General features: G+C 61.7%; 17 protein-coding genes and 1 tRNA gene. 10 read left to right on the top strand and 8 right to left on the bottom strand.

Annotated elements, in window-relative coordinates:
• Positions 1-424: 424 nt before the first annotated feature.
• From rpe to trpE, 3 genes are read left to right on the top strand one after another with little or no spacing between them, the layout of a single operon-like run.
• Complete coding sequence (rpe, locus tag CKO36_RS12655) at positions 425-1,123, top strand: ribulose-phosphate 3-epimerase (protein ID WP_200284421.1); 699 nt, start codon at positions 425-427, stop codon at positions 1,121-1,123.
• Positions 1,124-1,182: 59 nt separating this feature from the next.
• Complete coding sequence (locus CKO36_RS12650; RefSeq protein ID WP_200284434.1) at positions 1,183-1,884, top strand: phosphoglycolate phosphatase; 702 nt, start codon at positions 1,183-1,185, stop codon at positions 1,882-1,884.
• 3 nt (positions 1,885-1,887) lie between these two features.
• Positions 1,888-3,381 carry an anthranilate synthase component I gene (gene trpE / locus CKO36_RS12645; protein ID WP_200284420.1) on the top strand — a complete coding sequence of 498 codons (1,494 nt, stop codon included), beginning with the start codon at positions 1,888-1,890 and terminating at the stop codon, positions 3,379-3,381.
• A gap of 17 nt (positions 3,382-3,398) precedes the next feature.
• On the opposite strand, the gene CKO36_RS12640 is transcribed toward trpE, so the two are convergent.
• Together CKO36_RS12640 and CKO36_RS12635 are read right to left on the bottom strand one after the other, a co-directional pair.
• Positions 3,399-4,322, bottom strand: coding sequence for a diguanylate cyclase domain-containing protein (locus CKO36_RS12640; RefSeq protein ID WP_242469583.1), 924 nt, complete (start codon positions 4,320-4,322; stop codon positions 3,399-3,401).
• Between the two features lie 15 nt (positions 4,323-4,337).
• Positions 4,338-8,171, bottom strand: coding sequence for a PAS domain-containing hybrid sensor histidine kinase/response regulator (locus CKO36_RS12635; protein WP_200284419.1), 3,834 nt, complete (start codon positions 8,169-8,171; stop codon positions 4,338-4,340).
• A 144-nt stretch (positions 8,172-8,315) separates the two neighbouring features.
• Between CKO36_RS12635 and CKO36_RS12630 the strand changes: the two genes are divergently transcribed.
• From CKO36_RS12630 to trpC, 3 genes are read left to right on the top strand one after another with little or no spacing between them, the layout of a single operon-like run.
• Positions 8,316-8,894 carry an anthranilate synthase component II gene (locus tag CKO36_RS12630; RefSeq protein ID WP_200284432.1) on the top strand — a complete coding sequence of 193 codons (579 nt, stop codon included), beginning with the start codon at positions 8,316-8,318 and terminating at the stop codon, positions 8,892-8,894.
• A gap of 33 nt (positions 8,895-8,927) precedes the next feature.
• On the top strand, positions 8,928-9,947 hold the full coding sequence (gene trpD / locus CKO36_RS12625; RefSeq protein ID WP_200284418.1) for an anthranilate phosphoribosyltransferase: 1,020 nt from the start codon (positions 8,928-8,930) through the stop codon (positions 9,945-9,947).
• Between the two features lie 9 nt (positions 9,948-9,956).
• Positions 9,957-10,763, top strand: coding sequence for an indole-3-glycerol phosphate synthase TrpC (gene trpC, locus CKO36_RS12620; protein WP_242469582.1), 807 nt, complete (start codon positions 9,957-9,959; stop codon positions 10,761-10,763).
• Positions 10,764-10,768: 5 nt separating this feature from the next.
• Here trpC and crp read toward each other — a convergent pair whose 3' ends face one another.
• On the bottom strand, positions 10,769-11,419 hold the full coding sequence (gene crp / locus CKO36_RS12615; protein WP_200284417.1) for a cAMP-activated global transcriptional regulator CRP: 651 nt from the start codon (positions 11,417-11,419) through the stop codon (positions 10,769-10,771).
• 142 nt (positions 11,420-11,561) lie between these two features.
• Between crp and CKO36_RS12610 the strand changes: the two genes are divergently transcribed.
• Together CKO36_RS12610 and speD are read left to right on the top strand one after the other, a co-directional pair.
• Entirely contained in the window at positions 11,562-12,038 is a 477-nt protein-coding gene (locus tag CKO36_RS12610) for an OsmC family protein (protein ID WP_200284416.1), read from the top strand.
• Between the two features lie 27 nt (positions 12,039-12,065).
• Positions 12,066-12,938: an adenosylmethionine decarboxylase gene (gene speD / locus CKO36_RS12605; RefSeq protein WP_200284415.1), complete on the top strand. Its 873-nt coding sequence runs from the start codon at positions 12,066-12,068 to the stop codon at positions 12,936-12,938.
• On the opposite strand, the gene coq7 is transcribed toward speD, so the two are convergent.
• From coq7 to CKO36_RS12590, 3 genes are all read right to left on the bottom strand, one after another.
• On the bottom strand, positions 12,926-13,585 hold the full coding sequence (coq7, locus tag CKO36_RS12600) for a 2-polyprenyl-3-methyl-6-methoxy-1,4-benzoquinone monooxygenase (RefSeq protein WP_200284414.1): 660 nt from the start codon (positions 13,583-13,585) through the stop codon (positions 12,926-12,928). The two genes, speD and coq7, sit on opposite strands and share 13 nt — an antisense overlap.
• A gap of 29 nt (positions 13,586-13,614) precedes the next feature.
• Positions 13,615-14,871 (bottom strand): (Fe-S)-binding protein, encoded by a 1,257-nt coding sequence (locus CKO36_RS12595; protein WP_200284413.1) that lies wholly within the window; start codon positions 14,869-14,871, stop codon positions 13,615-13,617.
• A gap of 114 nt (positions 14,872-14,985) precedes the next feature.
• A tRNA-Arg gene (locus tag CKO36_RS12590) sits at positions 14,986-15,062 on the bottom strand.
• 229 nt (positions 15,063-15,291) lie between these two features.
• Between CKO36_RS12590 and CKO36_RS12585 the strand changes: the two genes are divergently transcribed.
• A complete protein-coding gene (locus tag CKO36_RS12585; RefSeq protein ID WP_200284412.1) occupies positions 15,292-18,441 on the top strand; it encodes an ATP-binding protein in 3,150 nt (1,049 codons plus the stop codon).
• Positions 18,442-18,456: 15 nt separating this feature from the next.
• Positions 18,457-19,797 carry a diguanylate cyclase gene (locus tag CKO36_RS12580; RefSeq protein ID WP_200284411.1) on the top strand — a complete coding sequence of 447 codons (1,341 nt, stop codon included), beginning with the start codon at positions 18,457-18,459 and terminating at the stop codon, positions 19,795-19,797.
• Here CKO36_RS12580 and CKO36_RS12575 read toward each other — a convergent pair.
• Complete coding sequence (locus tag CKO36_RS12575) at positions 19,788-21,314, bottom strand: sigma-54-dependent transcriptional regulator (protein WP_200284410.1); 1,527 nt, start codon at positions 21,312-21,314, stop codon at positions 19,788-19,790. The genes CKO36_RS12580 and CKO36_RS12575 overlap by 10 nt on opposite strands.
• Positions 21,311-22,630 (bottom strand): hypothetical protein, encoded by a 1,320-nt coding sequence (locus tag CKO36_RS12570; protein ID WP_200284409.1) that lies wholly within the window; start codon positions 22,628-22,630, stop codon positions 21,311-21,313. Before CKO36_RS12570 ends, CKO36_RS12575 begins: the two co-directional genes overlap by 4 nt.
• Positions 22,631-22,711 lie beyond the last annotated feature (81 nt).

Here is a 22,711-nt window from a genome sequence, read left to right as displayed (position 1 = left end):
ACGGCGGCGATCAGAACCTTCGGGGCTTTGCCTTTCACCCGCATGATCCTGATCTTCCAGTGTCCGGAACTGAGGAAGCATTCCGGAGTGGGTCTTGGCGACCTGTTGCAAACGCAGCGGGTTGGATACCGCTTTCCCTGGTCAACCGAGCTCTTGCAAGCTCCGGCCTTCAGGCCGGGGCAGTTGACAGGTTCCTAAGTATTCCGAGCCTGGCGTCGGGAAGCAAGCCTCATCAATGGGCGGGCGAAGGACATTTTAGGCGACTGGAGGAAATCTTGATACTCAAATCATCGGGCACCTGAGCGCTGGCGGTAGTTGGTGGGCCGGCAGTGGATGAAAAACTGATGGCAATCAGGTAAAGTAGCAGATTCTGATTGTGCTTAAACTTTATCGCTCGTTGGCGCCTAGCTGCGGAGACCTTGCCATGGCCGCTCTTGATGACCTGATTGCCCCGTCCATCCTGTCTGCCGATTTCGCGAAACTCGGCGAGGAAGTCGATAATGTGCTCGCGGCTGGCGCGGATATTGTGCATTTCGACGTGATGGACAACCACTATGTGCCAAATCTTACCATCGGTCCACTGGTGTGCGAGGCGCTGCGCAAGCATGGCGTGACCGCCCCCATTGATGTGCATCTGATGGTTAAACCGGTTGATCGCATCGTGGGTGACTTTGCCGCCGCCGGAGCAACTTATATCACCTTCCACCCCGAGGCGAGTGAGCACATTGATCGCACCCTGCAGTTGATTCAATCCGAAGGCTGCAAGGCTGGGCTGGTGTTCAACCCGGCCACACCGCTGGATACACTTGAGTATGTGCTGGAGCGGATCGACATGATCCTGCTGATGTCGGTTAATCCCGGCTTTGGTGGGCAAAGCTTTATCCCCTCGGCGCTGACCAAGCTACGTCAGGCGCGCAAGCTGATTGACAGCAGCGGCCGCGAGATCCGCCTGGAAATCGACGGTGGTGTGAAGGTGGACAACATCGCCGAGATCAAAGCCGCCGGGGCCGATACCTTTGTGTCTGGCTCCGGGATCTTTGGCAAGGGTTCGGACAGTGATGCGCATCGCTACGACAGCATCATCGCCAAGATGCGCGATGAGCTGGCTAAGGCAGGCGCCTGAGGTCGTGCGCCTTGGCTAGTCTCACTGCCGATGCCGGCCAGTGCAACCAGCGCAGCCGGCTGCCCGAGCGCTTTCGCCCCGGTCTGGTGCTGCTGGATCTCGATGGCACCCTGGTCGATAGCGTGCCGGATCTGACCTACTGCGTCGATCAAATGATGCTCCAACTCGGACGCTCGCCCTGTGGCGAGGCGGCGGTGCGCACCTGGGTGGGCAATGGCGTGGAGCGGCTGGTGTCACGTGCGCTGGCCGGCTCGCTGGATGGGCGGCCGAATGCGGAGGACTACGCGCGGGGCTATCCGATGTTTGTGGAGCTCTATACACAGCATACCTATGAGCACTCGGTGCTCTATCCGGGCGTGCGCGAGGGGCTCCGCTGGCTGGTGGCCCAAGGGTATCGACTGGGCTGTGTGACCAATAAGGCGGGCGGCTTTACTGAGCCGCTGCTTGCCCACTTCGATCTACGTGGCTGGTTCGAGATTGTGATCAGCGGGGACACCTTGCCGGAGAAAAAGCCCAGCCCCATGCCTTTGCTGCATGCTGCCGAGCATTTTGGCGTTGCCCCGGAGCAAGCGCTGATGGTGGGGGATTCGATCAGCGATGTGAAGGCCGCGCGCGCGGCGGGTTTCTGGATCGCATGCATGAGTTACGGTTACAACCACGGCGAGGATATTCGCGACGCCCAGCCGGACGTGGTGCTGGATGCCTTGCCGGAACTGGCCGGTCTGCTGGCCGGCTCAGCCGCGCCCCCGTCAGGAGCCTAGCGCATGACCCCCGAGCAATATAACGCCCTGAAGGCCAAGGGCTACAATCGCATTCCTCTGGTGTGCGAAGTACTGGCCGATCTCGATACCCCGCTGAGCTGTTACCTGAAGCTGGCTGAGGGGCCTTATTCCTATCTGTTCGAGTCCGTGCAGGGGGGGGAGAAATGGGGCCGCTATTCCATTATCGGCTTGCCCTGCCGCACGGTGCTCAAGGTGTTCGATCAGCAGGTGCGCGTCGAGCACGATGGTGAGCTGATTGAATCCACCGAAGCGGCCGATCCGCTGGCCTGGATTCAGAGCTTTCAGCAGCGCTTTCGGGTCGCTGAGCATCCCGGTATGCCGCGGTTTGCCGGCGGTCTGGTCGGTTACTTCGGCTATGACAGTATTCGCTACATTGAGCCGCGCCTGCGCGCGGGGGTGAATCCCGATGCGCTTGGCACGCCCGATATTCTGCTGATGCTGTCCGAGGAAGTGGTGGTCTTCGATAACCTGTCCGGGCGCATCTACATCATTGTGCACCTGAATCCCGAGGCCGGGGATGACCTCGACAGTGGCCATGCCCGCATTCAGAACCTGGTGCAGCGTATGCAGCGCGGTGCGCCCCGCCATGCCACTGAGTCGAATGCGCACGTCAGGGAGGAGGATTTCATTTCCGGCTTCCAGCGCCAGGGTTATGAACAGGCCGTCGAACGGATCAAGGACTATATTCTGGCGGGTGACTGCATGCAGGTGGTGCTGTCGCAGCGCCTGTCGATTCCCTATCGCGCCCGCCCGCTGGATCTCTACCGCGCGCTGCGCGGCCTGAATCCATCGCCCTACATGTATTTCCTCGACCTCGGGGACTTTCAGGTGGTCGGTTCATCGCCCGAGATTCTGACCCGGCTTGAGGATGATGTGGTCACAGTGCGCCCCATTGCCGGTACGCGGCGGCGTGGCTACACCGAAGAGGAAGACCTGGAGCTGGAGACCGAGCTGCTGGCCGACCCCAAAGAGCTGGCCGAGCACCTGATGCTGATTGATCTGGGGCGCAATGATTGTGGTCGGGTAGCTGAGATTGGTTCAGTGACGCTCACCGATCAGATGATTGTCGAGCGCTATTCGCATGTGATGCACATCGTCTCCAATGTGACCGGGCGCTTGCGCGCGGGATTAACCGCCATGGATGTGCTGCGCGCCACCTTCCCAGCCGGGACGGTGTCGGGTGCGCCAAAAATTCGCGCCATGGAAATTATCGACGAACTTGAACCGGTCAAACGGGGTATCTATTCCGGTGCGGTCGGTTATCTGGCCTTTAATGGCAACATGGACACCGCCATTGCCATCCGTACGGCCGTGATCAAAGACGGCCAGTTGCACATCCAGGCCGGCGCCGGCGTGGTGGCCGACTCCATCCCTGAGCTGGAATGGAAGGAAACCATGAACAAGGGTCGCGCCATTTTCCGCGCCGTCGCCCTGGCCGAAGCCGGCCTCGAACAGCATCCCTGCGTCGGAAGCTAAGCGAGCTGCCGACCGCTTTAGAGGCGGCGGCACTCGCAGCGGTTGCGCCCGCCATGCTTGGCGGCGTAAAGCGCCTCATCGGCGGCTTTTAGCAATATCTCCGCATGCGGCGTGCGCGGCGCGGTCGAAGCCACGCCAATACTGACGGTGACGCGATCAGTAACACTGGAGTGCGCATGCGGTAAGTGCTTGTCGAAGACCGCCTGCCGCGCGCGCTCAGCCGTGGTGCAGGCGCCGGGATCATCGGTGTTTGGCAATAGCATGGCAAATTCTTCCCCGCCATAGCGGGCCACGAAATCTCCCGGGCGCCGCAAGCTGTCATTGAGTGCCGTCGCGACCTGACGCAGGCAGTCATCGCCGGCCCCATGCCCATAGTGATCGTTGTAGGCCTTGAAATGGTCAACATCAATCATGGCCAGCGTGAGGGCATGTCCTTCACGGCACGCGCGGTCCCATTCCTGGCTCAGCAGCTGGTCAAAACGACGCCGGTTGGGGATATAGGTCAGGCCATCGATCATGGCCAGATTTTCCAGCAGATCGGTCTTGAGCTTGAGATTGACGTGGGTTTTGACCCGCGCGCGCACCACTGGCAGATGAAAGGGTTTGGCGATATAGTCCACCGCGCCAATGTTCAGCCCATAGGCCTCGTCATCGACGCTGTCCTTGGCAGTGACAAAAATGACTGGAATGGCGCTGGTGGCCGGATCCTCCTTCAGCTGCTGACAGACCTCGTAGCCATCCATGCCCGGCATCATGATGTCGAGCAGGATCAAATCGGGTGGCGTGCTGGAGCGGGCGATTTCCAGCGCTTTGGCGCCATGATTGGCCACGCGCACGCGATACTCGGCGTTCAGAACTTCCGCCAGCAGTTGGATATTGGCCGCCATGTCATCGACGATGAGAACGGAGGCGCGTGGAATCATGGTGAGTGGTGTGTCCATGAGGGATCTGAACTCCTAATCGAATTGTGCGAGCGCCTGGGCGGCGGCATCATAGTCAAAATTGGCCAGCGCGTGCTTGATGGCAGTCAGCGTCTGCTGCATGCCCGGCTGGGCCTCGCGAAATAGCTCAGCCAGCAGCTCGGGCGGAACATAGTCGTTGTTGTTCAGCCGTTGGCGCAGTTCAGCGAGGCGCTCCGGGTTGAAGCGGGCCGAAGGCGGTGGTGACTCGGTGGATGGTAACACTGGGTCTGCGGCAATCCACTGGGTCAGCACAGCGATGAGCCTGGCCGGCTCAATGGGTTTAGAGAGGTGATCGTTCATGCCGACGCTCAGACAGTGATCACGATCCGTCTCCAACGCGGCGGCGGTCAGCGCGATGATGGGTAGCTGCGGATGCTGGGCGCGAATCATCTCAGCGGCGCTGAAGCCGTCCATGACCGGCATTTGCAAATCCATCAGCACCCCATCGAACCTTTGCGCACTGACCAGATCCACGGCTTCGCGTCCGTTGTGGGTGATGCTGACCTGGCAGCCGATCTGGGTGAGCAGATCCTTGGCGACGAGCTGGTTAATGCGATTGTCCTCGGCCAGCAGGATACGTTTGCCGCGTAAGCTCGGAATGGGGCCGCTCAGGGTGGACGCCTGTGTCATTGTGGCCTGTTGCGACGTATCGCTGCCGAGGCTGGCCATGGCATCAAACAGCGCCGAGTGCGTGACCGGTTTGGTTAGCAGTCGGGGCAGGGCGGTGGCGGGGGCTTGGTTCAGCAGCTGTGACTGCTCGGAGCCGGTTGCCAACAAAATGACCGGAGTGGCCGGGGTGCCCAGGGTTCGCGGGGCGATGCCCGGGATTGGCGAGAGCGTGGCAGCGACCGGGCAGTGCGTGCAATCCTGGCAACTGCGGATGTCGAGCAGCGCCAGATCGAAAGGGGCGCCGGCGGCAGCGGCTTGGGTGATGCTGTGCTCGGCGGCGGGACAGCTGTCGGCCTCACTCAGCTGCATACGCCAGGGGGCCAGTATCTCGGTGAGGAGCTGGCGAGCCTGGGGTCGGTGATCGATGACCAGAACATGCCGCTGTTCAAGCGGGCGGGGCGGGGTGCCCAGGCGCGGGGTTGTACTGGCGGCGAGCTTGAACCAGGCGGTGAAGCGAAATACGCTGCCCTGGTTCTCAGCGCTGTCGGCCTGGATTGAGCCCCCCATGAGCAGCACCAGTCGCTGGCTGATGGCCAGGCCCAGTCCAGTGCCGCCATAGCGGCGGGTGATGGAGCCATCCGCCTGGGTGAAGGCCTGAAACAGGCGTTGCACGGTATCAGGTGCCATGCCAATGCCGGTATCGCGGACCGAAAAGGCCAGTTCAATGCGCTCTTTCTGCTCATGCGCGACGGCAATCGATAGCTCGATGCGGCCCTTTTCGGTGAATTTCACCGCGTTGCCGACCAGGTTGTTGATGACCTGCCCCAGACGCATGGAATCGCCGATGATGTGGCGCGGCACCTCGGGCGCGACCCGATAGAACAGCTCCAGTCCCTTGTTCTCTGCGGCGGCGGAAAACAGCGCGGTGATTTGCTCCAGCACGTCTTCGAGTCGAAACTCACTGTGGTCGAGTTCAATGCGACCGGCTTCGATTTTGGAGTAATCCAGAATGTCGTTGAGAATGGCCAGCAGCGCGCGCGAGCTGCGGCGCACCTTATCGAGATAGTCGCGCTGGCGCTCGTCGAGTGTGGTACTCAGTGTCAGTTCGGTCAGACCGATGATGGCGTTGAGCGGGGTGCGAATCTCGTGGCTCATGTTGGCGAGAAATTCGCTTTTGGCACGGTTGGCCGTCTCGGCGGCTTCCTTAGCAGCCAGCATGGCCGTTTCACTCGCGCGCCGTTCGGTTAGATCCAGCACATGGGCGACTGTGAATGACAGATGCCCCTGGGCATCGCGCACCGCCGAGGCACTGACCAGCACCGGGATGCTGTGGCCGTCTTTATGCAGGTAGCGTTTGTCGATATGCACACGATCCGTCTGGCCGCTGAGCAGCTGTTCCAAATAGACCAGATCCGCCGCCAAATCGTCCGGGTGGGAGATGGACTGAAAATCCAGCGCCAGCAGTTCGACCGCGCTGTAGCCCAGAATGTCGCACAGGGCCTGATTGACTTGTATCCAGCGGCCGGTGCTATCGACCAGCGCCATGCCGTTGGGGGCGATCTCGAACGCGCCGCGAAACTGCGCTTCGCTGCGTGCCATGCGTTCCTGTGCCTGATGGGAATCTGTGACATCCCAGTTGCAGCCAATCATTTTGTCAGGCTGGCCATCGCCATTCAGTACCAGGCGAGCGGCCACGCGCAGCCAGCGCGTCTCGCCTTGGCGCAGGATGCGAAATTCGGTGTTGAGTTCCTGTCTGGTCTCCAGTGCGCGCATGACCAGCTGCTCGGTGCGCGCCCGATCACGTGGGTCCAGCGCCTGCGTCCAGCGCTCGTAGGGTTCCTGGCCGCTGCCAACTGGCAGGCCGTAGAGGGCATACATCTGCGGGTCCCAGGACAGGGTTGCGGCGCCCACATTCCATTCCCAGATGCCAATGTTGCCGGCGCTGGTGGCAAGCAGCAGGCGCTCGCTGATGGTGCGCAATTCGGTGACATCGCGAAACATGGTGTAGTAGACCGTGCGCTCATTGATCTGAGTCAGGCGCACGGACACGATGATGTTTAGCAGGCGACCGTCGCGGCAGCGGTGGCGGGTCTCATAATCGTCGTAACCGGTGCTGCGCAGGCGTTCGATATGCGCCTTGATCGCGGCAGGATTTTCGTTCGCTTCGTAAGCGGACAACGGCAGCTGGGCGAATTCCTCGGCACTGTAACCAAGCCGTTCGTGGGCGACGCGATTGAAATGCAGTGGCCGCGTGCTGTCGGGATCCAACACCACAATGCTTTCGGGGGACATTTCAAACAGCGTGCGCAGGCGCTGCTCAGACAGGCGTAGGGTGTCCTCGGCGCGCGTTTGCTCGGTAATATCGCGATTCAGTCCGCGATAGCCAATCAGCTGGTCGTCCTCATCGCAGATGGGTACACCGTTGAAGCTAAAGTAGCGCTTGTCGCCCTGTTTGGTCAGCAGCCAGTTCTCTTGCTTGCCCAAGGGGCGGCGCGCGCGCAGGGCATGCTCAAACAGGCGCTGAACCCGCTCGGCCTCTGCCGGCTCCATGAACTCAAAAGGAGAGTGCCCGAGCATTTCGTCGGGACGGTAGCCCAGTAGTTGCTCGATCTGACCGGACAGAAACACAAAGCGCCCGGCGCAATCCACCTCCCAGATAAAGTCTGCCGTGCTGGAAATGATGTCGCGCAAGCGCGCTTCGCTCTCGGCAAGTTGGCGCTGGGCAAGTTTGCGCTCAGTCATATCCCGCTGCACGCCGAAATGCCCCAGAATGTGCCCCTGGGGATCGTACAGGCAGCGGTAGTCGCCCTCGATAAAGACGGTCTGTCCGTCGAAGCGCCGCTCCTCGGTCTCGGTGTGCAAGCGTCCGGTATCGAACAATCGCCGCCACTGACGGCGCCCCTCGGCGGGGGCGTGAGCGAAAAAATCCCCTGGTCGTAGGCCCAGTAATTGTTCGCGCCTGGCGGCATACTGGCGACACATGGCGTCGTTGACATGAGTGATGCGCTGATGCTCAAACACCCAGTCGAGCCGTTGTTCCTTGTCAACCGTTGCGTCCCAGCGCAGCGGTTCATCGAGCATCATGAAAAACAGCCCATCCAGGGATTGCTCAAACAGCATCGCCAGATGGGTCGGATCGAGGCTGGCTGGCAGCTCGGTGCGCGGAACGGCGGCCTCGGGGGGGGGGCTCTGCCAGTCGTCATGTTGATCGCTGGTCATTGAATTCTCGTGATGCGTGGAAATGGTCGCAAGCGGGTGGGTCTGGACGGCTTGACAGCGTGTCGCGCGCAACCAGCGAGTCGATTCTGTGGGTATAATCTGCGGTCTTTCACCTCAATGAAAGCACGCTCCTTGGTGAATTATATGATCCTGATGATCGACAACTATGATTCCTTCACTTACAACCTGGTGCAATATCTGGGGGAGTTGGGTGCGGAAGTGAAGGTGGTCCGCAATGACCAAATCAGCGTTGAGCAGGCGCTGGCGCTGCAACCCGAACGCATTTTGATCTCGCCCGGACCCTGCACGCCCGCGCAGGCGGGGATTTCCGTACCCCTGGTGCAGGCGGCGGCGGGCCGGGTGCCACTGCTGGGGGTCTGTTTGGGCCATCAGTCGATTGGAGAAGCCTTTGGCGCGCGGATTGTCAAGGCCGCTCAGGTGATGCACGGTAAGACCTCGCCGATTCATCATGCCGGGCAGGGTGTGTTTGCTGGGCTGGAGCAGCCGCTGGAGGCGACCCGCTATCATTCACTGGTGATTGAGGCCGCGACCCTGCCACCGGTGCTGGAAGTCACGGCCTGGACACAGCATGCCGATAGCGCGCGCGATGAAATCATGGCGGTGCGCCATCGCGACTGGCCCATTGAGGGGGTGCAGTTTCACCCAGAGTCGATTTTAAGTCAGCAGGGGCATGAGCTGCTGCGTAATTTTCTCAACACCTGAGATTCCAACTGTTTGCAGAGAGGGTTGAGTCACATGGATATCAAGCAAGCCATTGCGCGAGTGATCCAGGGGCAGGATCTGGACGCAGATCAGATGACCTCGGTGATGCGTGCCATCATGATGGGAGCGGCCACCTCGGCGCAGGTGGCCGGTATCTTGGTCGCGCTGCGCATGAAGGGCGAAACGGTCGAGGAAATTGCCGCCGCAGCGACGGTGATGCGCGAGCTGGCGGTGGCGGTGGATATTTCCGGGCTGGAGCATGTCGTGGATATCGTTGGCACCGGCGGGGATCATGCCGGGCTGTTCAATATCTCAACCGCGAGCATGTTTGTGGCGGCGGCAGCAGGCTGTCATGTCGCCAAGCATGGCAATCGCTCCGTCTCCTCGCGCTCAGGCAGTGCTGATGTGCTGGAAACCGCTGGCGTGCGGCTGGATTTAACTCCCGATCAGGTCGGGCGCTGCGTGCGTGAGCTGGGGGTGGGATTCCTGTTTGCGCCGGGGCATCACATGGCCATGAAGCATGCCATCGGCCCCCGGCGGGAACTAGGCGTGCGCACGGTGTTTAATCTGCTCGGGCCGCTGACCAATCCGGCCGGCGTGCCCAATCTGGTGCTTGGTGTTTACTCCCCGGTGTGGGTGCGGCCCATGGCCGAGGTGTTGCAACGACTGGGTGCTCATCACGCGCTGGTGGTGCATTCGCATGACGGGCTGGATGAAATCAGCATCGGAGCACCGACCCGGGTGGCCGAGCTGAGCGGGGATGGTGTGCGCGACTACGAGATCCGTCCGGAGGATGTTGGTTTGACCACCGCACCGCTGGATGGATTGCGGGTGGTCGATTCGGAAGGCAGCCTGGAGCTGCTGCAAGCGGTGTTTGACAATCACAGCGGCCCGGCGCGCGATATCGTTGCCTTCAATGCCGGTGCGGCTATTTATGTCGCCGGGCGTGCCGCCAACCTAGCCGCAGGTGTCGAACAGGCGTTGAACTGTCTCGCCTCCGGTGCGGCCAAGGCCCGGTTGGCCGACCTAGTCGAACGCACCCAAAGCTACTGAGGTTGTGACATGATGCATGCCGATCCCCCAGACATTCTCAAGACTATTGTTGCGCGTAAATTCGACGAGGTCGCCGAGCGTGCGGCGCAGCAACCGCTCGGGGCGCTGCGCGAGTGTCTGGCGGATGCGCCGGCTCCGCGCGGCTTTGCCACAGCACTGCAAGCGCGGATCGCCACCGGTGCGCCGGCGGTGATTGCTGAGATTAAAAAAGCCAGCCCGAGTAAAGGGCTGTTGCGCGAGCACTTTGTGCCCGCCGAGATCGCCCGCAGCTATGCCCGGGCCGGCGCCAGTTGTTTGTCGGTGCTGACGGATCGGGATTTCTTTCAGGGCGCCGATGAGTATCTGTTGGAGGCGCGCGCGGCCTGTACCTTGCCGGTGTTGCGCAAGGATTTTGTCATTCATCCCTATCAGATCTACGAGGCACGCGCCCTGGGGGCCGACTGCGTGCTGCTGATTGTCGCCTGTCTGGAAGAGCACGCCTTGCAGGAGTTTGCGGCTCTGGCGCTGGAGCTACAGCTCGATGTGCTGGTCGAAACGCATGATGCCGACGAACTCGAACGCGCGCTGCGTCTGCCGCAGGCTTGTGTGCTTGGTATCAATAATCGCGATTTGCGCAGCTTCGAGGTGCGGCTCGACACCACCCTGACGCTGCGCGAACAAGTGCCGGTCGGGCGGCTGCTGGTAACCGAAAGCGGCATTCATACCGAGGCAGATGTGCGGCAGATGCGCGCCAGCGGCGTTGAGGCCTTTTTGATTGGTGAGTCCTTCATGCGTGCACCCGATCCTGGCGAGCAACTTCAGGCGCTCTTTGCCTGAGTCGGCTAACGGGTATTGAACACCACAATGGTTTTGCCCGCGACGCTCAAAAACCCCTGTTGCTCCAGTGTTTTGAGCACCCGTCCGGCCATTTCGCGCGAACAGCCCACGATGCGCGCGATGTCCTGGCGGGTGATGCGAATCTGCATGCCATCGGGGTGGGTCATGGCGTCGGGCTGCTGGCACAGATCGATCAGGGCGCCGGCAATACGTCCGGTGACATCGACAAAGGCTAGGTCGCCGACCTTGCGGCTGGTGTTTCGCAGGCGCGACGACAGCTGATGGCCGATGGCGAACAGCAATTCAACCGCATAGGGCTCGAGTTCGCGCTTCAGCAGCTGCTTCAGGTGTTGGTAGGAAATCTCGGCAATGCGGCAGGTCACGCGGGTGCGCACGATCACTGAGCGGGTCTCCTGGCTGGAGAACAGACCCATTTCGCCGATGAACTCGCCCTGGTTGATGTAGGCCAGGGTGAGTTCGTGGTTCTCATCGTCTTCGATCAAGGCGGTGACTGAGCCTTCGATCAGATAATACATCGCCTCGGCTGGGATGCCGGGGCGCAGCACTTCGGCGCGCTTGGGGTAGTGTTTGACATGGCAATGGCTCAGGAAGGGCATCAGCCAGTCAGGTTTGCTCGCAGGGGCGTACGCTTGCATCGGGAGTCCTGGATGTAAGAAGAAATGACGATGAGTTAAACCAGACGTCACTATAGTAGGCAACGGTCGGGATTTTGAAAAATTCATCTGATGGTCAGTCGTAAACGAATAAAATCAGAAGGTTAAACTTGGAGTTGAGTCGATGAAGGCACGCGTGAGATGGATCGAGGGAGTGGCGATGATGGCGGAATCCGAGTCCGGTCATGCGCTGGTGATGGATGGCCCGCCGGAGTTTGGCGGGCGCAATCTTGGCGTGCGGCCGATGGAAATGCTGCTGCTGGGCATGGGCGGCTGTACCCAGTTCGATGTCATGCTGATTTTACGCCGCGCGCGCCAAGCCGTAACCGACTGTGAAGTGGAGCTTGAAGCGAAGCGGGCGTCGAGCGATCCAAAAGTGTTCACCTGCATCCACGCGCACTTCATTCTTACTGGATATGATCTCAGTCCCCGCCATGTCGAGCGTGCTATTGCACTCAGTGCCAAGAAGTATTGCTCGGCCTCAATCATGCTCGGCGCCAGCGCGACCTTGACGCATGATTTTGAAATTCGTGCCGCCCCTTTGCCTGAATCTGCGCCGGAATTGACCGATGGTCTTGATTCCCGTGAGCCGGCAGAGTAACGTGCGCGCACTTTTGGGAGGGGAGCGATGCCTCAGTCATTGAAGCGCCTGAAGCTGCATGGCTTCAACAATCTAACGAAGTCTCTGAGCTTCAATATCTACGATGTATGCTATACGGACTCACCCGAGCAGCGCGAAGCCTATATTGCCTACATTGACGAGGCCTATAACGCCGAGCGCCTGACCGCCATCCTTGAGCAGGTGGCGAACATTATCGGCGCTAATGTGCTCAATGTAGCACGCCAGGACTATGACCCGCAGGGCGCTTCGGTCACCATGCTGATTGCCGAGGAGCATCCGGGTGGGGAGTCCATGAGCAATTCTGCTACTCCAGGCCCCTTGCCGGAGGCTGTTGTCGGCCACCTCGATAAAAGCCACATCACGGTGCATACCTACCCGGAAAGTCATCCGCATAATGGTATTAGCACCTTTCGCGCCGATATCGATGTGTCCACCTGCGGGCTGATTTCACCGCTGAAAGCCTTGAATTATCTGATTCATGCGCTGGAGTCCGATATTGTCATCATGGATTATCGGGTGCGCGGCTTCACCCGCGATGTCAAAGGTCGCAAGCACTTTATCGACCACAACATCAGCTCCATCCAAAACTATCTGTCGCGTGACACCAAGAACACCTACCAGATGATTGATGTGAACGTGTATCAGGAGAACCTGTTTCACACCAAGATGGTGGTCAATGAGTTCCGCCTGGATGACTATCTGTTCTGCATCAATGCCGCTGATCTGTCCGAGAAGGAATATCAGCGCATCCAGCGCCTGGTGCGCCGCGAGATGATGGAGATCTTCTACGGGCGCAACCTCAACCGCGAGATTGAGCGCTGGGCGACGCCTGTTGCTCAGGCCGTAGTTCCGGAATCAGGCAAGGATTACACCCAATAGGCGCCTTTGGTCATCACCTTGGAGACGGCCTGCATGGCCCATTTGATCGGGGTGGGCAGTTCGGCCGCGCCGGCGCCCCGGGCAACCTCGGCATGGTGGATCTCGTCGCGCTTCATTTGCTCCAGAATGGCGCGACTGCGCTGATCGGCCAGCGGCAGGCGGTCGATGTGTTCAGCAAGATGATCTTCAACCTGCTGCTCAGTCTCCACCACAAAGCCCAGGCTCCATTGATCGCCACTCAAACCGGCGATGGCGCCTAGCGTCAGGGAACTGCCGTACCACAGCGGATTGAGCAGGCTCTTGCGGCTGCCAAGCTCCTGCAGGCGTTCATGGCACCACAGCAGATGATCGTTTTCCTCGCGGGCCGAGCGCTCGAGCTGCGCCCGCACCTCGGTATCCCGCGCGGTCAGCGCTTGGCCCTGATAGAGCGCCTGGGCGCAGACTTCGCCAGTGTGGTTTACCCGCATCAGGCGTCCGGCGCGCTGCCGTTCCTCGGTGCTGAGTTCGATATCAGGAAAATTCTGCGCCGGGTTGGCGCGGTCGGTGGCATGCGGCTGGCCAAACAGGGTGCGTAGCGCGCTGTCGAAATGCAGAATGGCCCGGTCGAGCGGGCAGTCCGGCGTGCCGGCGGTGATTGCATCCGGCATTGAATATGTGGCTGAATTGGTTGAGTGATTCATAAGTCAGACTCGGGTTCTTGCTGTAGGGGCCGCAGTTGGCGTTCCAGTAATTCAATCGGGTGCAGCACCGGGATATCAAGACCGGCGGCGGCCAGGCCGCTGGCCAGATGCAGCGCACAGCCGCTGTTGGTGGTGACCAGATAATCCGGGGGCTGCGCGCGCAAGGCCTGGAGCTTGGGTTCCAGCAGCGCCAGGGCGGTGTGCGCATGCTCGATAAGATAGCTGCCAGCGGCGCCGCAGCAGCTGTCATTGCCCGCCAGGGGTTGCAGCTCCAGATTGGGAATCAAGGCCAGCAGTTGGTAGATGGCGCTGGCGCCGCCCGGCAGCAAGCGCTGCGAGCAGGGCTCGTGCACCCACACGCGCGCCGTCAGCGGCCGGGGGGCCACCTGCGTCAGAGCGCCGGAAGCGATGAGAAAGTGACAGATTTCCTCGGCACGCAGCGCCTCATGGCGCTGCAACTCCAGCACGCAGGCGCTGGCGAATCCTACCAGGGTTAAGCCCCGAAAGGCCTGTGCGTTCTGGGCGAGCTGGTGGGCGGCGTCCTCGACAAAGCCATGATGATGCAGCAGGGCACCGCAGCAGCCTTGTTGCTGTGGCTCGGTATAGGGAATGTGCAACTGCGTGAGCAGTCGCCGGGCCGCGTCAATGCTGGCGCCCTGAGTGCCGCGCGCCACACAACCCAGAAACAGCCCGATTCGCGGGACAGTGTTTGAAGGCGTAGTGGTTGAGGGCGTGGCACGCTGTGGCTGGCGGGGAAGATGCCAGCGAGTGCTCAGGCGCCCCATGATCCTCAGCCCAGGCCAGCGCTGCATGCGCCAGGCTGGGCGCCTGAGATGCGCACCCAGGCGCGTGAGCCAGCCCCACAGCGCGAACAGGCCCAGCCAGCGTGGCTGACTCAGCAGCTGCAACCACCGCTGGCGCAGCCCGCGTTGCCACCAGGGCCGACGGGCCTGGCGCAGTGCCCGCGCGCCATCCATCAGATCACCAAAGCGCACCAGGGAGGGACAGACGGCCTCGCAGGCGCGGCATTCAAGGCATTGATCGAGATGCTGAAACAAAACCCGGGATGGCGGAAGCTCGGCGTTGAGCCAGCCCTGAATCAGCGCAATGCGGCCGCGGGGCGATTCCGCCTCGGTCTGCTCCAGGCCAAAGGTTGGGCAGGCGGGCAGGCAGTAGCCGCATTTGACGCATTGATCGGCCAGTTGCAGCAGGGCGTCCGGCTCAGGCGCACCAATGGCAGAGGACGCGGTCATGGAACGAACCAGACGGGAAGGCAACAAGGGCAGGCGCAAGGGCGGCAGTACAGGCTAAAACCGTGCGCGTTTCGCGCCCGGCTCGGAGCGATTTGGGCTTCAGTTTGGGTGAATTGGCGCGCCCGGCAGGATTCGAACCTGCGACCCCAGCCTTCGGAGGGCTGTACTCTATCCAACTGAGCTACGGGCGCCTGATGCGGGTTTTGACCGCGCGGCGGTCGGTGCGACAGGGGTGGCGAAACAGAAGAATTTGGCCCGCCACCTTGAGCTTTCGCGCGATCACAGCGAACATTATCTGGTTTGTTGCGGCGGCTGTCCATGCTTTTCTTGTCCGGCATGGATGAAATCGGTGCTGGAGTGCAAGGATGTTTCTCAACAAAGAGAGTGATTTATCAAACGTTTGCGGTGGGGAGAGACAGCATGCAGAGCGACATTGAACCAGCGCCAGCATGGCCTGATTTGAGTCTGTGCGAGGCGGAACCCATCCATCTCGCCGGGGCCATTCAACCGCATGGCGTTTTGTTGGCCCTCACGCCAGAGTGCCTGGAGATCGCACTGGTCACCTCCAGCTGTCAATCGCATCTAGGTCAGTCAGCGGCCGATCTGCTTGGCCGTCCCCTGGCAACCGTGCTGGGGGCGGCGCTGGCGCAGCAGGTGACGGATGCGCTGGAGCAGTTTCGCGCCCAATCCAAGGAGCCGGTGCTGCTGCACTGGTCCGCGCCGGACCAGTCCAAAGCCTTTACCGGCTATGTGCATGAGGCGGCGACCACCGATGGTCAAATGCTGGTGGTGCTGGAACTGGAGCCGGTGCTTAAGCACGCCAGCGCTCAGCAGGCGGACACTGACCTGGGAGATGCTTTGGGCAAGGCGGTGCGCGGTTTTGCTCCCGTGCGTGCACAGCCCGATCTTGCCCGGAAATTGCACACGGCTGCGCGGCTGTTTCGGCACCTAACCGGCTATGACCGGGTGATGATCTATCGTTTGGATGAACTGGACTGGCATGGCGAGGTGGTGGCGGAGGCGCGGGCGATGGAGCTGACGCCCTATTTGGGGCTGCATTTTCCAGCCTCGGATATTCCGGCCCAGGCGCGGCGTTTATACGTCATCAACCGCACCCGGGTCATCGTCGATGTTGACTATCAACCCTCGCCTTTGCTAGCGCGGCCCGAGGCGTCTGACGGGTTGTCGCTCGATTTGTCGCTCAGCCTGCTGCGCAGCGTCTCGCCAGTGCATCGCGAATACATGCGCAACATGGGGGTGGCGGCCTCCCTGACGCTGTCGCTGTTGCGCGATGGTGAACTTTGGGGGCTGATTGCCTGCCATCATCGCCGTCCCCGGCCGATCTCGCTGGAAATGCGCGAAATCGCCGACTTGATGGCGCAGGATCTGTCCACGCAGATTACGCTGACGGAGCAAAATCGGCGTCGGCAGGAACGCCGGCACCTGAAACACTGTCGTGACCAAGTGCGTAGCGCCATGCAGCAGGGGACGCGCCTGGCCGATGTGGTGCGGGGGCCGCGACAGGCGGACTTGCTGGGAGCTGTTGGCGCCGATGGCGTGGCGCTGATCCGCGGGCATGAGATTACCCTGGGAGGACGAACACCGCCCGAGGCGCAGGTGCGGGCGATTCTGGACGGGTTGCGCGAGCGGCGCCCCCAGGAGATGGCGCCGCTCTATGTCACCGCTTGTCTCAGCGAGCATCTTCCCGAGATGACGGACTGGGCCGCGCAGGCGGCCGGAGTGGCGCTGTTGTCGCTCGACAGTGTCAGCCGCTTGACGTTGATGTGGTTTCGCGGCGAGCAGCTGCGCGAAATCACCTGGGGCGGCGATCCCGATAAGCCGGTCGAATTCGGCGCGGATGGGCGCATTAATCCGCGCCAGTCCTTTGCCGCCTGGAGCCAGACGGTGCGTCTGCGCAGCCGCCGCTGGTGGCTGGAGCAGCGGCGTTCAGCGCTGGAGCTGGGCCATCTGATCGACATTGAGCTGCGGCGCGAGGCCGAGGAGCGCCTGAGTCACACCGAGTCAGTGCTCAAGACCGCGATTGAGACCATCGGTGAGGGCTTTGCCGTCTACGATGCCCAGGATCGCCTGGTGCACTGTAATCAGGAATATATCAATCTCTTCCAGACCTCGGCGCCAGTGATTGAACCGGGGCGCGGGTTCGAGGAAATCCTGCGCTATGGACTGGAGCATGGCCAGTATCCGGAAGCCGTGGGTCGCGAGGCCGCATGGCTGGAAGAGCGGCTGCGGGTGCATCACCTGCAGCGTCACGAGAGTCTGCATCAGATCGATGATGGACGCTGGCTGAAAATTCGCGAGCAGCGCACCCCAGATGGCTATCATGTCGGGATTCGCATTGATGTCACCGACGTGCATCGGGCGCGCCTGGAAGCGGAATCGGCCAACCTGGCCAAGAGTCGCTTCGTGGCCACCATCAGCCACGAGATTCGCACACCGCTGAATGGCATCATTGGCATGGCGCAACTACTGACCATGCCGGATGTCAGCACCGCCGAGTGCCTCGATTATGCCCATACCCTGCTCAATTCGGGCCAGTCGCTGCTGCGGCTGCTGAACGACATTCTCGATCTGTCCAAGGTCGAAGCCAACAAGCTGGAGCTGGAGCCGGTGGCTTTTGTTCCCGATGTTTTGTTGCATGAGATTCGCTGGCTGTTTGCCGCTGCGCTGCGCGAGAAGGGGGTGAGCTTCGAGGTGGTCTGGGCGGGCGATTCGCAGCTGCACTATCGTGCCGATGCGCACCGACTGCGTCAGATGCTGTGCAATCTGGTCAACAACGCCATCAAGTTCACCGAGACCGGATCGGTGCATGTGCAGGGTCGGGTGCTGGAACCCGGCGCTGGGCCGCCGCTGCTGGAATTCTCGGTGCGGGATACCGGCTTGGGCATTCCGCCTGAGCGCCTGAACGAGCTGTTCGAGCCGTTCGCACAAATTAGTCCTAGCAACTCGCGGCTGTACGGCGGCACTGGCTTGGGCTTGTCCATCGTCCGCCGTTTGGCGCGGCTGATGGGTGGTGAAGCGGGGGTTGACAGCACCCTGGGGCAGGGATCCTGCTTTTGGGTGCGAATTCCAGCGGAGCGGGTTGAGGCGCCGCAAGCCGCCGCCGCACATCCGGAACAAGTTCCAGCCCCACTACCAGCTGCCATGGTCCCCGAGGCATCCACCCGGCCGCTGATTTTGGTCGTCGATGATGAACCAACCAATCGCAAGCTGATGCGAGCCCTGTTGCGCAAACTGCATTACGAAGTGGCCGATGCGGAGAATGGTCAGCAGTGCTTGGAGCGGCTGCGCGCTGGACTGGTGCCTGCGCTGATCTTGATGGATTGTCGCATGCCGGTGCTGGACGGCTATGAAACCGCGCGCGCCATTCGCGCCGCTGAACAGGAACATCAGGCGCCGCGCACGCCGCTGATTGCGCTCACAGCGGCGGTTTTTGCCGAGGATCGCGAACGGGCGCTGGAGTCCGGCATGGATGATTTGCTCGGTAAGCCGGTGATGTTCGATGAGCTGCGCAAGATGCTGGCCAAGTGGCAGCCACCTCTGCAGCGATAGTGAGGATGATGCAACATGCAACAAGGTGCCAAGCATTATGAAGAAGACGTTCTCTGTCTTGGATTCGTGGGTTACCAGGCCAACGCATCGGCCCACGGCACTGAAGTGAGACTCCTGCTCAAACCCTGGTTGTTGCTGACGGTTTGGCTGGCACTGGTGCTGGGGTCACTTGGCTGGAATCTGCACCAGGCCTACTCCGCCCGCGCCGAGATGGCGATGCGAACGGCGCAGTCGTTTTTTGATCAGGTGGTGTTGGCCCGGCGCTGGAACGCGCAGCATGGTGGTGTCTATGTGCCGGTCACTGAACAAACGCAGCCCAACCCCTATCTGAAGGTTCCGGACCGTGACATTCGCGTCTCTGACGAACTGACCCTGACGAAGATCAATCCAGCCTTTATGACTCGGCAGTTGGGTGAGATCGCCGCCGCAACCAATGGGGTGCATTTCCATATCACCAGCCTGAAACCGATCCGCCCGGACAATCGCCCGGAACTCTGGGAGCGTCAGGCATTGCAGCGCTTTGAACAGGGGGCGCAGGAAGTGGGGGAATTCGTCGGTTCCCGTGATCACCCCATGTATCGTTACATGGCGCCGCTGATCACCGAGCAGCCCTGCTTGGACTGCCATGAACAAGACGGCTATCGACTCGGCGATGTGCGCGGCGGAATCAGTGTCACGCTGCCACGTGTTGCGACCGTGCCGCTGGTCTCACTGCTGGTCAGCCATCTGGTCATTGGTCTGGTCGGCGCGTGGTTGATTCTTCTCAGCACCCGGCTCATGCAGCGGTCGCATAACCGGCTCAGACAGCAGGCGGTGTTAGATACTCTGACCTCGATCCCCAATCGGCGGTTCTTTATCGAGAATCTGGTGGATGAATTCCGTCGTGGCCGCCGGCAGCGCACGCCCTTGTCGCTGATTATTTGCGATATCGACAATTTCAAGAGCTACAACGACACCTTCGGTCATCCGGCCGGCGATCGTTGTCTGCAAGCTGTGGCCCAGACGCTCAGCGATGGACTCAAGCGCGGTGGCGATTTCTGCGCCCGCTATGGCGGGGAAGAGTTCGTGGTGGTGTTGCCGGATACGCCGCTGGCGAATGCCGCTCAGGTCGCTGAGGACCTGCGCGAGGCTGTCGCCGGGCTGGGCATGCGCCATCCCGGTTCGGATTTTGACTGCGTCACCATCAGCATGGGCGTCGCCACCGATGATCCCTGTTATCCGGATCATGAAGCACTCATCCGCCAGGCTGATGAGGCGCTGTATCAGGCCAAGGCACTGGGTCGTAATCGCGTTGAAGTGCGCCAGTGCGAAAATCCTGAGCCGGCGGTCGATGCCGGGATGGCGTATCAGGTGTGAGCCTGTTCGACATGCTTTTTCACCGTGCGCCGGTCCAGGCGCGTCACCGCCGCCACGGCCTCGTAGGTGCCGAGTTGCTCATAGAGCCGCCGGCAGTAGCCACCCAGGAGTGCGGCGGCGTCCAGTGAGCCGGCTCGCGCGGCAGCCAGCCAGGGGTCGGTGGCTGACGCGCTACTGTCCGGGAGTGCATCGGGCACATAGCGACCATTCAGGATGATGCGCCGCAGGGCCTGTTCCAGTTCACGCACATTGCCCGGCCAGGGGTAATTGGCCGGCAATTCGTCCAGGGCTTCCATGATGCGCGGATGCAGGCTGGCAGCGGACTCACCCAGCATGCGCCCCAGCAGAGCACCGGTCAGTTCGCCCAGCTCATCCGGGCAGTCGGCCAGGCGCTCGCGCAAGCTGGGTAGCGCGATGATATTGCCCGACAGGCGGTAGAAGAAGTCGCGGCGGAAGCCGTGCCCGGCGGTGAGTTCGGTCAGCGGACGGTTGGTTGCGGCCACTACGCGCCCGGCAAAGCGGCGCGTTTGATGGCTGCCCACCGGTGTGAAGCGGCGCTCTTGCAGCACGCGCAGCAGTTTGGTCTGCACCGGCAGGGACACATCGCCGATTTCATCAAGAAACAGAGTGCCCCAGGCATCGCAGCGTGCGAAGAGTCCCTCGTGATGATCCGTTGCGCCGGTAAAGGCGCCCTTGCGATGACCGAACAGCTCCGATTCGATGAGGCTCTCGGAGAGTTCCGACAGATTGGTGGCGATGAAGGTCTGATCGAGTCCGTGGGTGAAGCCGCGCCCGTCATGGCTAAGCGGGATGGTGCCGGAGCGACCGATAGCGGCAGCCGCCGATCCCTTGCCGGAGCCGGTTTCGCCCAGCAGCAGGGTGGAGAAGTCCTGCATGCGCTCCCAGAGCACCAGGGTGTAGCGGCGCAGGTCGCTGGTAAAGACGCTGTTCCACAGCGCGCGCCTGAGCTGGCGCATGGGAGCGCTGCGCCCGATCATGGCTCGCTCGATGAAAAAATAGGCGCGGCGCAGCTGATAGTAGAGCGCCACCCAGCGGCGCGCCTCATCGGGCGCGAAGCCATCCGCATGCAGGTTTTCCAGTAGCTGTGACAGCCAGCGCAGATCGGTGGTGTGTTCCCCGGTTCCGCTGTGCGGCTCAATCAGCCGGTCGAACAGGTGCAAATGGCGCTGATAACCGGCAAAGAGCAACACCTGTCGCATCAGTTCCTGGTGTTCGCTGGCAAAGTGATCAATGCGCGTGAGACCGCGTTGGCGCAGGGCGGTGAGTCGCTCATCCAGCATCGGGATCAGCTCACCGTAGAGATTGGCCGGGGAGATCGGATCGATTGGCAGGTCGCGCCCGAGCAGACGGCTCAGGCGCCTGTGATCGCTGCCAAAGGGATTGGCATAGACGGTTTCGGTCAGCTGAGCGAAAAAGTCGCGTTCGCTGGCGGTGAGGCGATGATGGCGGGCGGCGCCCGCGCGGGCGCGCGGGGCCGCAGGGGGCGGCGGATTCATGCGGTCGGTGGGGCGAAATGCGCGCGCCAGGTGCTCAGGCCGGTTTTCAGGCGCTCACCGTAGCGTTCAAACGCGGAACCGGTGATGATAATCCCAATCCCCAGCAGCACCAGGGCACTCCAGCCACCAAGACTAAACTGCGCCAGCGCCTCGCTGGCCAGGTGAAGCAACGCGGCTAGTGCGGTGATCAGGCCGGTGGCAAACAGCAGGCGTGCGCGGCTGGCATAGCCAAACAGTAAGGCGGCCAGGCCAACGCTCAGGGTCACCACGGCTAGCGCGAAGCCGCCGAACAGAGCCATGTCGAGCAGCAGGCTGATACTCAACAGCAGGGCGGCAGCGCTCTGGTAACTGTGGCCGCGCGGCGCGTTCAGTTGCGATAGATCAAGCAGTAGGGTGCCCAGAATCACCGCGCTCAGGGGCAGTAGGACAACATCGGCAATGGGCCAGGCCGGCAGCAGTGTGGTGCTGATCAGCGCGGCGACCAGCATCGCCATGGCGAGGGTCAGAATTTCCAGGAGTCCGCGCCCGCGATGGTCTGCGTCCATGGCGGCCAGGGTAAAGCGCAGGGCCAGATACCCCAGCAGGCTCAGGGTGGTGACAAAGAGCGCATCCGGCGCGTACAGCCACAGACTGCGGCCGGCCAGAATCAGCAGCGGCAACAGCAGCAGCGCGCGCGCGAAGCGCCCCTCAGCGGTTGCTAGCGTCGGATCGCGCCGCCGCAAGTGCAGGCTGAACAGCCCCAGGGTCAGCGTCAGTCCAAGCAGCAGCAGTGAAATCACAGGCGTGGCTCGGGTCGGCAGCAGCAGAGCGGCATTGGTCAGCCAATATAGCCCGCTTAGTGCCCAGACCGATGACCGCGCCATGATCCGCAGTCCCAGCCAGACCGACAGAGCCAGCACCACCAGGCTGCCAACACTCAACAGCAGCACCGGGCCCAGCGCCAGATGACCTGGGGACTGGAGCCAGGCAGACGCCGTCGCGCTCACGCTCAGCTGATTTGGGGCATCCCAGGTTAGGAAGGGGTAGAGCAGTCCCCCGAGAAAGGCGACATTCACCGGCACGGCGGCCAGCGCCAGGGCGATGAACAGCCGCGCGCCTTTGTTCTCATGCAGCCAGTGGCCACTGGCCAGGCCCGCTAGCGTGAGCGCCAGGGTATGGCCGAGCAGCAGCAAGCCACGGCTCAGCTCATCACTCTCGCGCCAGCCCTCGAACAGAAAGAGCACAAAGGCCGCGATGATAATCAGGCCGCCAAAGCCGCGCAGCAGTCGCGACGGGTGCGGCCTTTGAATAATGTGATCACCCGAAACAGGCGGCACCGAATTGATCAATTCGCTGCCAAAATTGTTGCCAGCGCCCGGTCGTTTGGCTCAGCGCCCGCAGGCTGAGTACAATCCCGG

This window comes from Rhabdochromatium marinum (genome assembly GCF_016583795.1).
GTDB classification, from domain to species: Bacteria; Pseudomonadota; Gammaproteobacteria; order Chromatiales; family Chromatiaceae; genus Rhabdochromatium; species Rhabdochromatium marinum.
This window is presented reverse-complemented; position numbering and strand designations above follow the sequence as displayed.

What these genes read in the sequence shown, in the direction of transcription:
- trpD (WP_200284418.1), top strand. Translation starts at nt 8,928, where the DNA reads ATGGATATCAAGCAAGCCATTGCGCGAGTGATCCAGGGGCAGGATCTG.
- CKO36_RS12640 (WP_242469583.1), bottom strand. Translation starts at nt 4,322, where the DNA reads ATGGACACACCACTCACCATGATTCCACGCGCCTCCGTTCTCATCGTC.
- rpe (WP_200284421.1), top strand. Translation starts at nt 425, where the DNA reads ATGGCCGCTCTTGATGACCTGATTGCCCCGTCCATCCTGTCTGCCGAT.
- CKO36_RS12575 (WP_200284410.1), bottom strand. Translation starts at nt 21,314, where the DNA reads ATGAATCCGCCGCCCCCTGCGGCCCCGCGCGCCCGCGCGGGCGCCGCC.
- trpC (WP_242469582.1), top strand. Translation starts at nt 9,957, where the DNA reads ATGATGCATGCCGATCCCCCAGACATTCTCAAGACTATTGTTGCGCGT.
- coq7 (WP_200284414.1), bottom strand. Translation starts at nt 13,585, where the DNA reads ATGCCGGATGCAATCACCGCCGGCACGCCGGACTGCCCGCTCGACCGG.
- CKO36_RS12580 (WP_200284411.1), top strand. Translation starts at nt 18,457, where the DNA reads ATGCAACAAGGTGCCAAGCATTATGAAGAAGACGTTCTCTGTCTTGGA.
- CKO36_RS12635 (WP_200284419.1), bottom strand. Translation starts at nt 8,171, where the DNA reads ATGACCAGCGATCAACATGACGACTGGCAGAGCCCCCCCCCCGAGGCC.
- speD (WP_200284415.1), top strand. Translation starts at nt 12,066, where the DNA reads ATGCCTCAGTCATTGAAGCGCCTGAAGCTGCATGGCTTCAACAATCTA.
- CKO36_RS12595 (WP_200284413.1), bottom strand. Translation starts at nt 14,871, where the DNA reads ATGACCGCGTCCTCTGCCATTGGTGCGCCTGAGCCGGACGCCCTGCTG.
- CKO36_RS12630 (WP_200284432.1), top strand. Translation starts at nt 8,316, where the DNA reads ATGATCCTGATGATCGACAACTATGATTCCTTCACTTACAACCTGGTG.
- trpE (WP_200284420.1), top strand. Translation starts at nt 1,888, where the DNA reads ATGACCCCCGAGCAATATAACGCCCTGAAGGCCAAGGGCTACAATCGC.
- crp (WP_200284417.1), bottom strand. Translation starts at nt 11,419, where the DNA reads ATGCAAGCGTACGCCCCTGCGAGCAAACCTGACTGGCTGATGCCCTTC.
- CKO36_RS12585 (WP_200284412.1), top strand. Translation starts at nt 15,292, where the DNA reads ATGCAGAGCGACATTGAACCAGCGCCAGCATGGCCTGATTTGAGTCTG.
- CKO36_RS12610 (WP_200284416.1), top strand. Translation starts at nt 11,562, where the DNA reads ATGAAGGCACGCGTGAGATGGATCGAGGGAGTGGCGATGATGGCGGAA.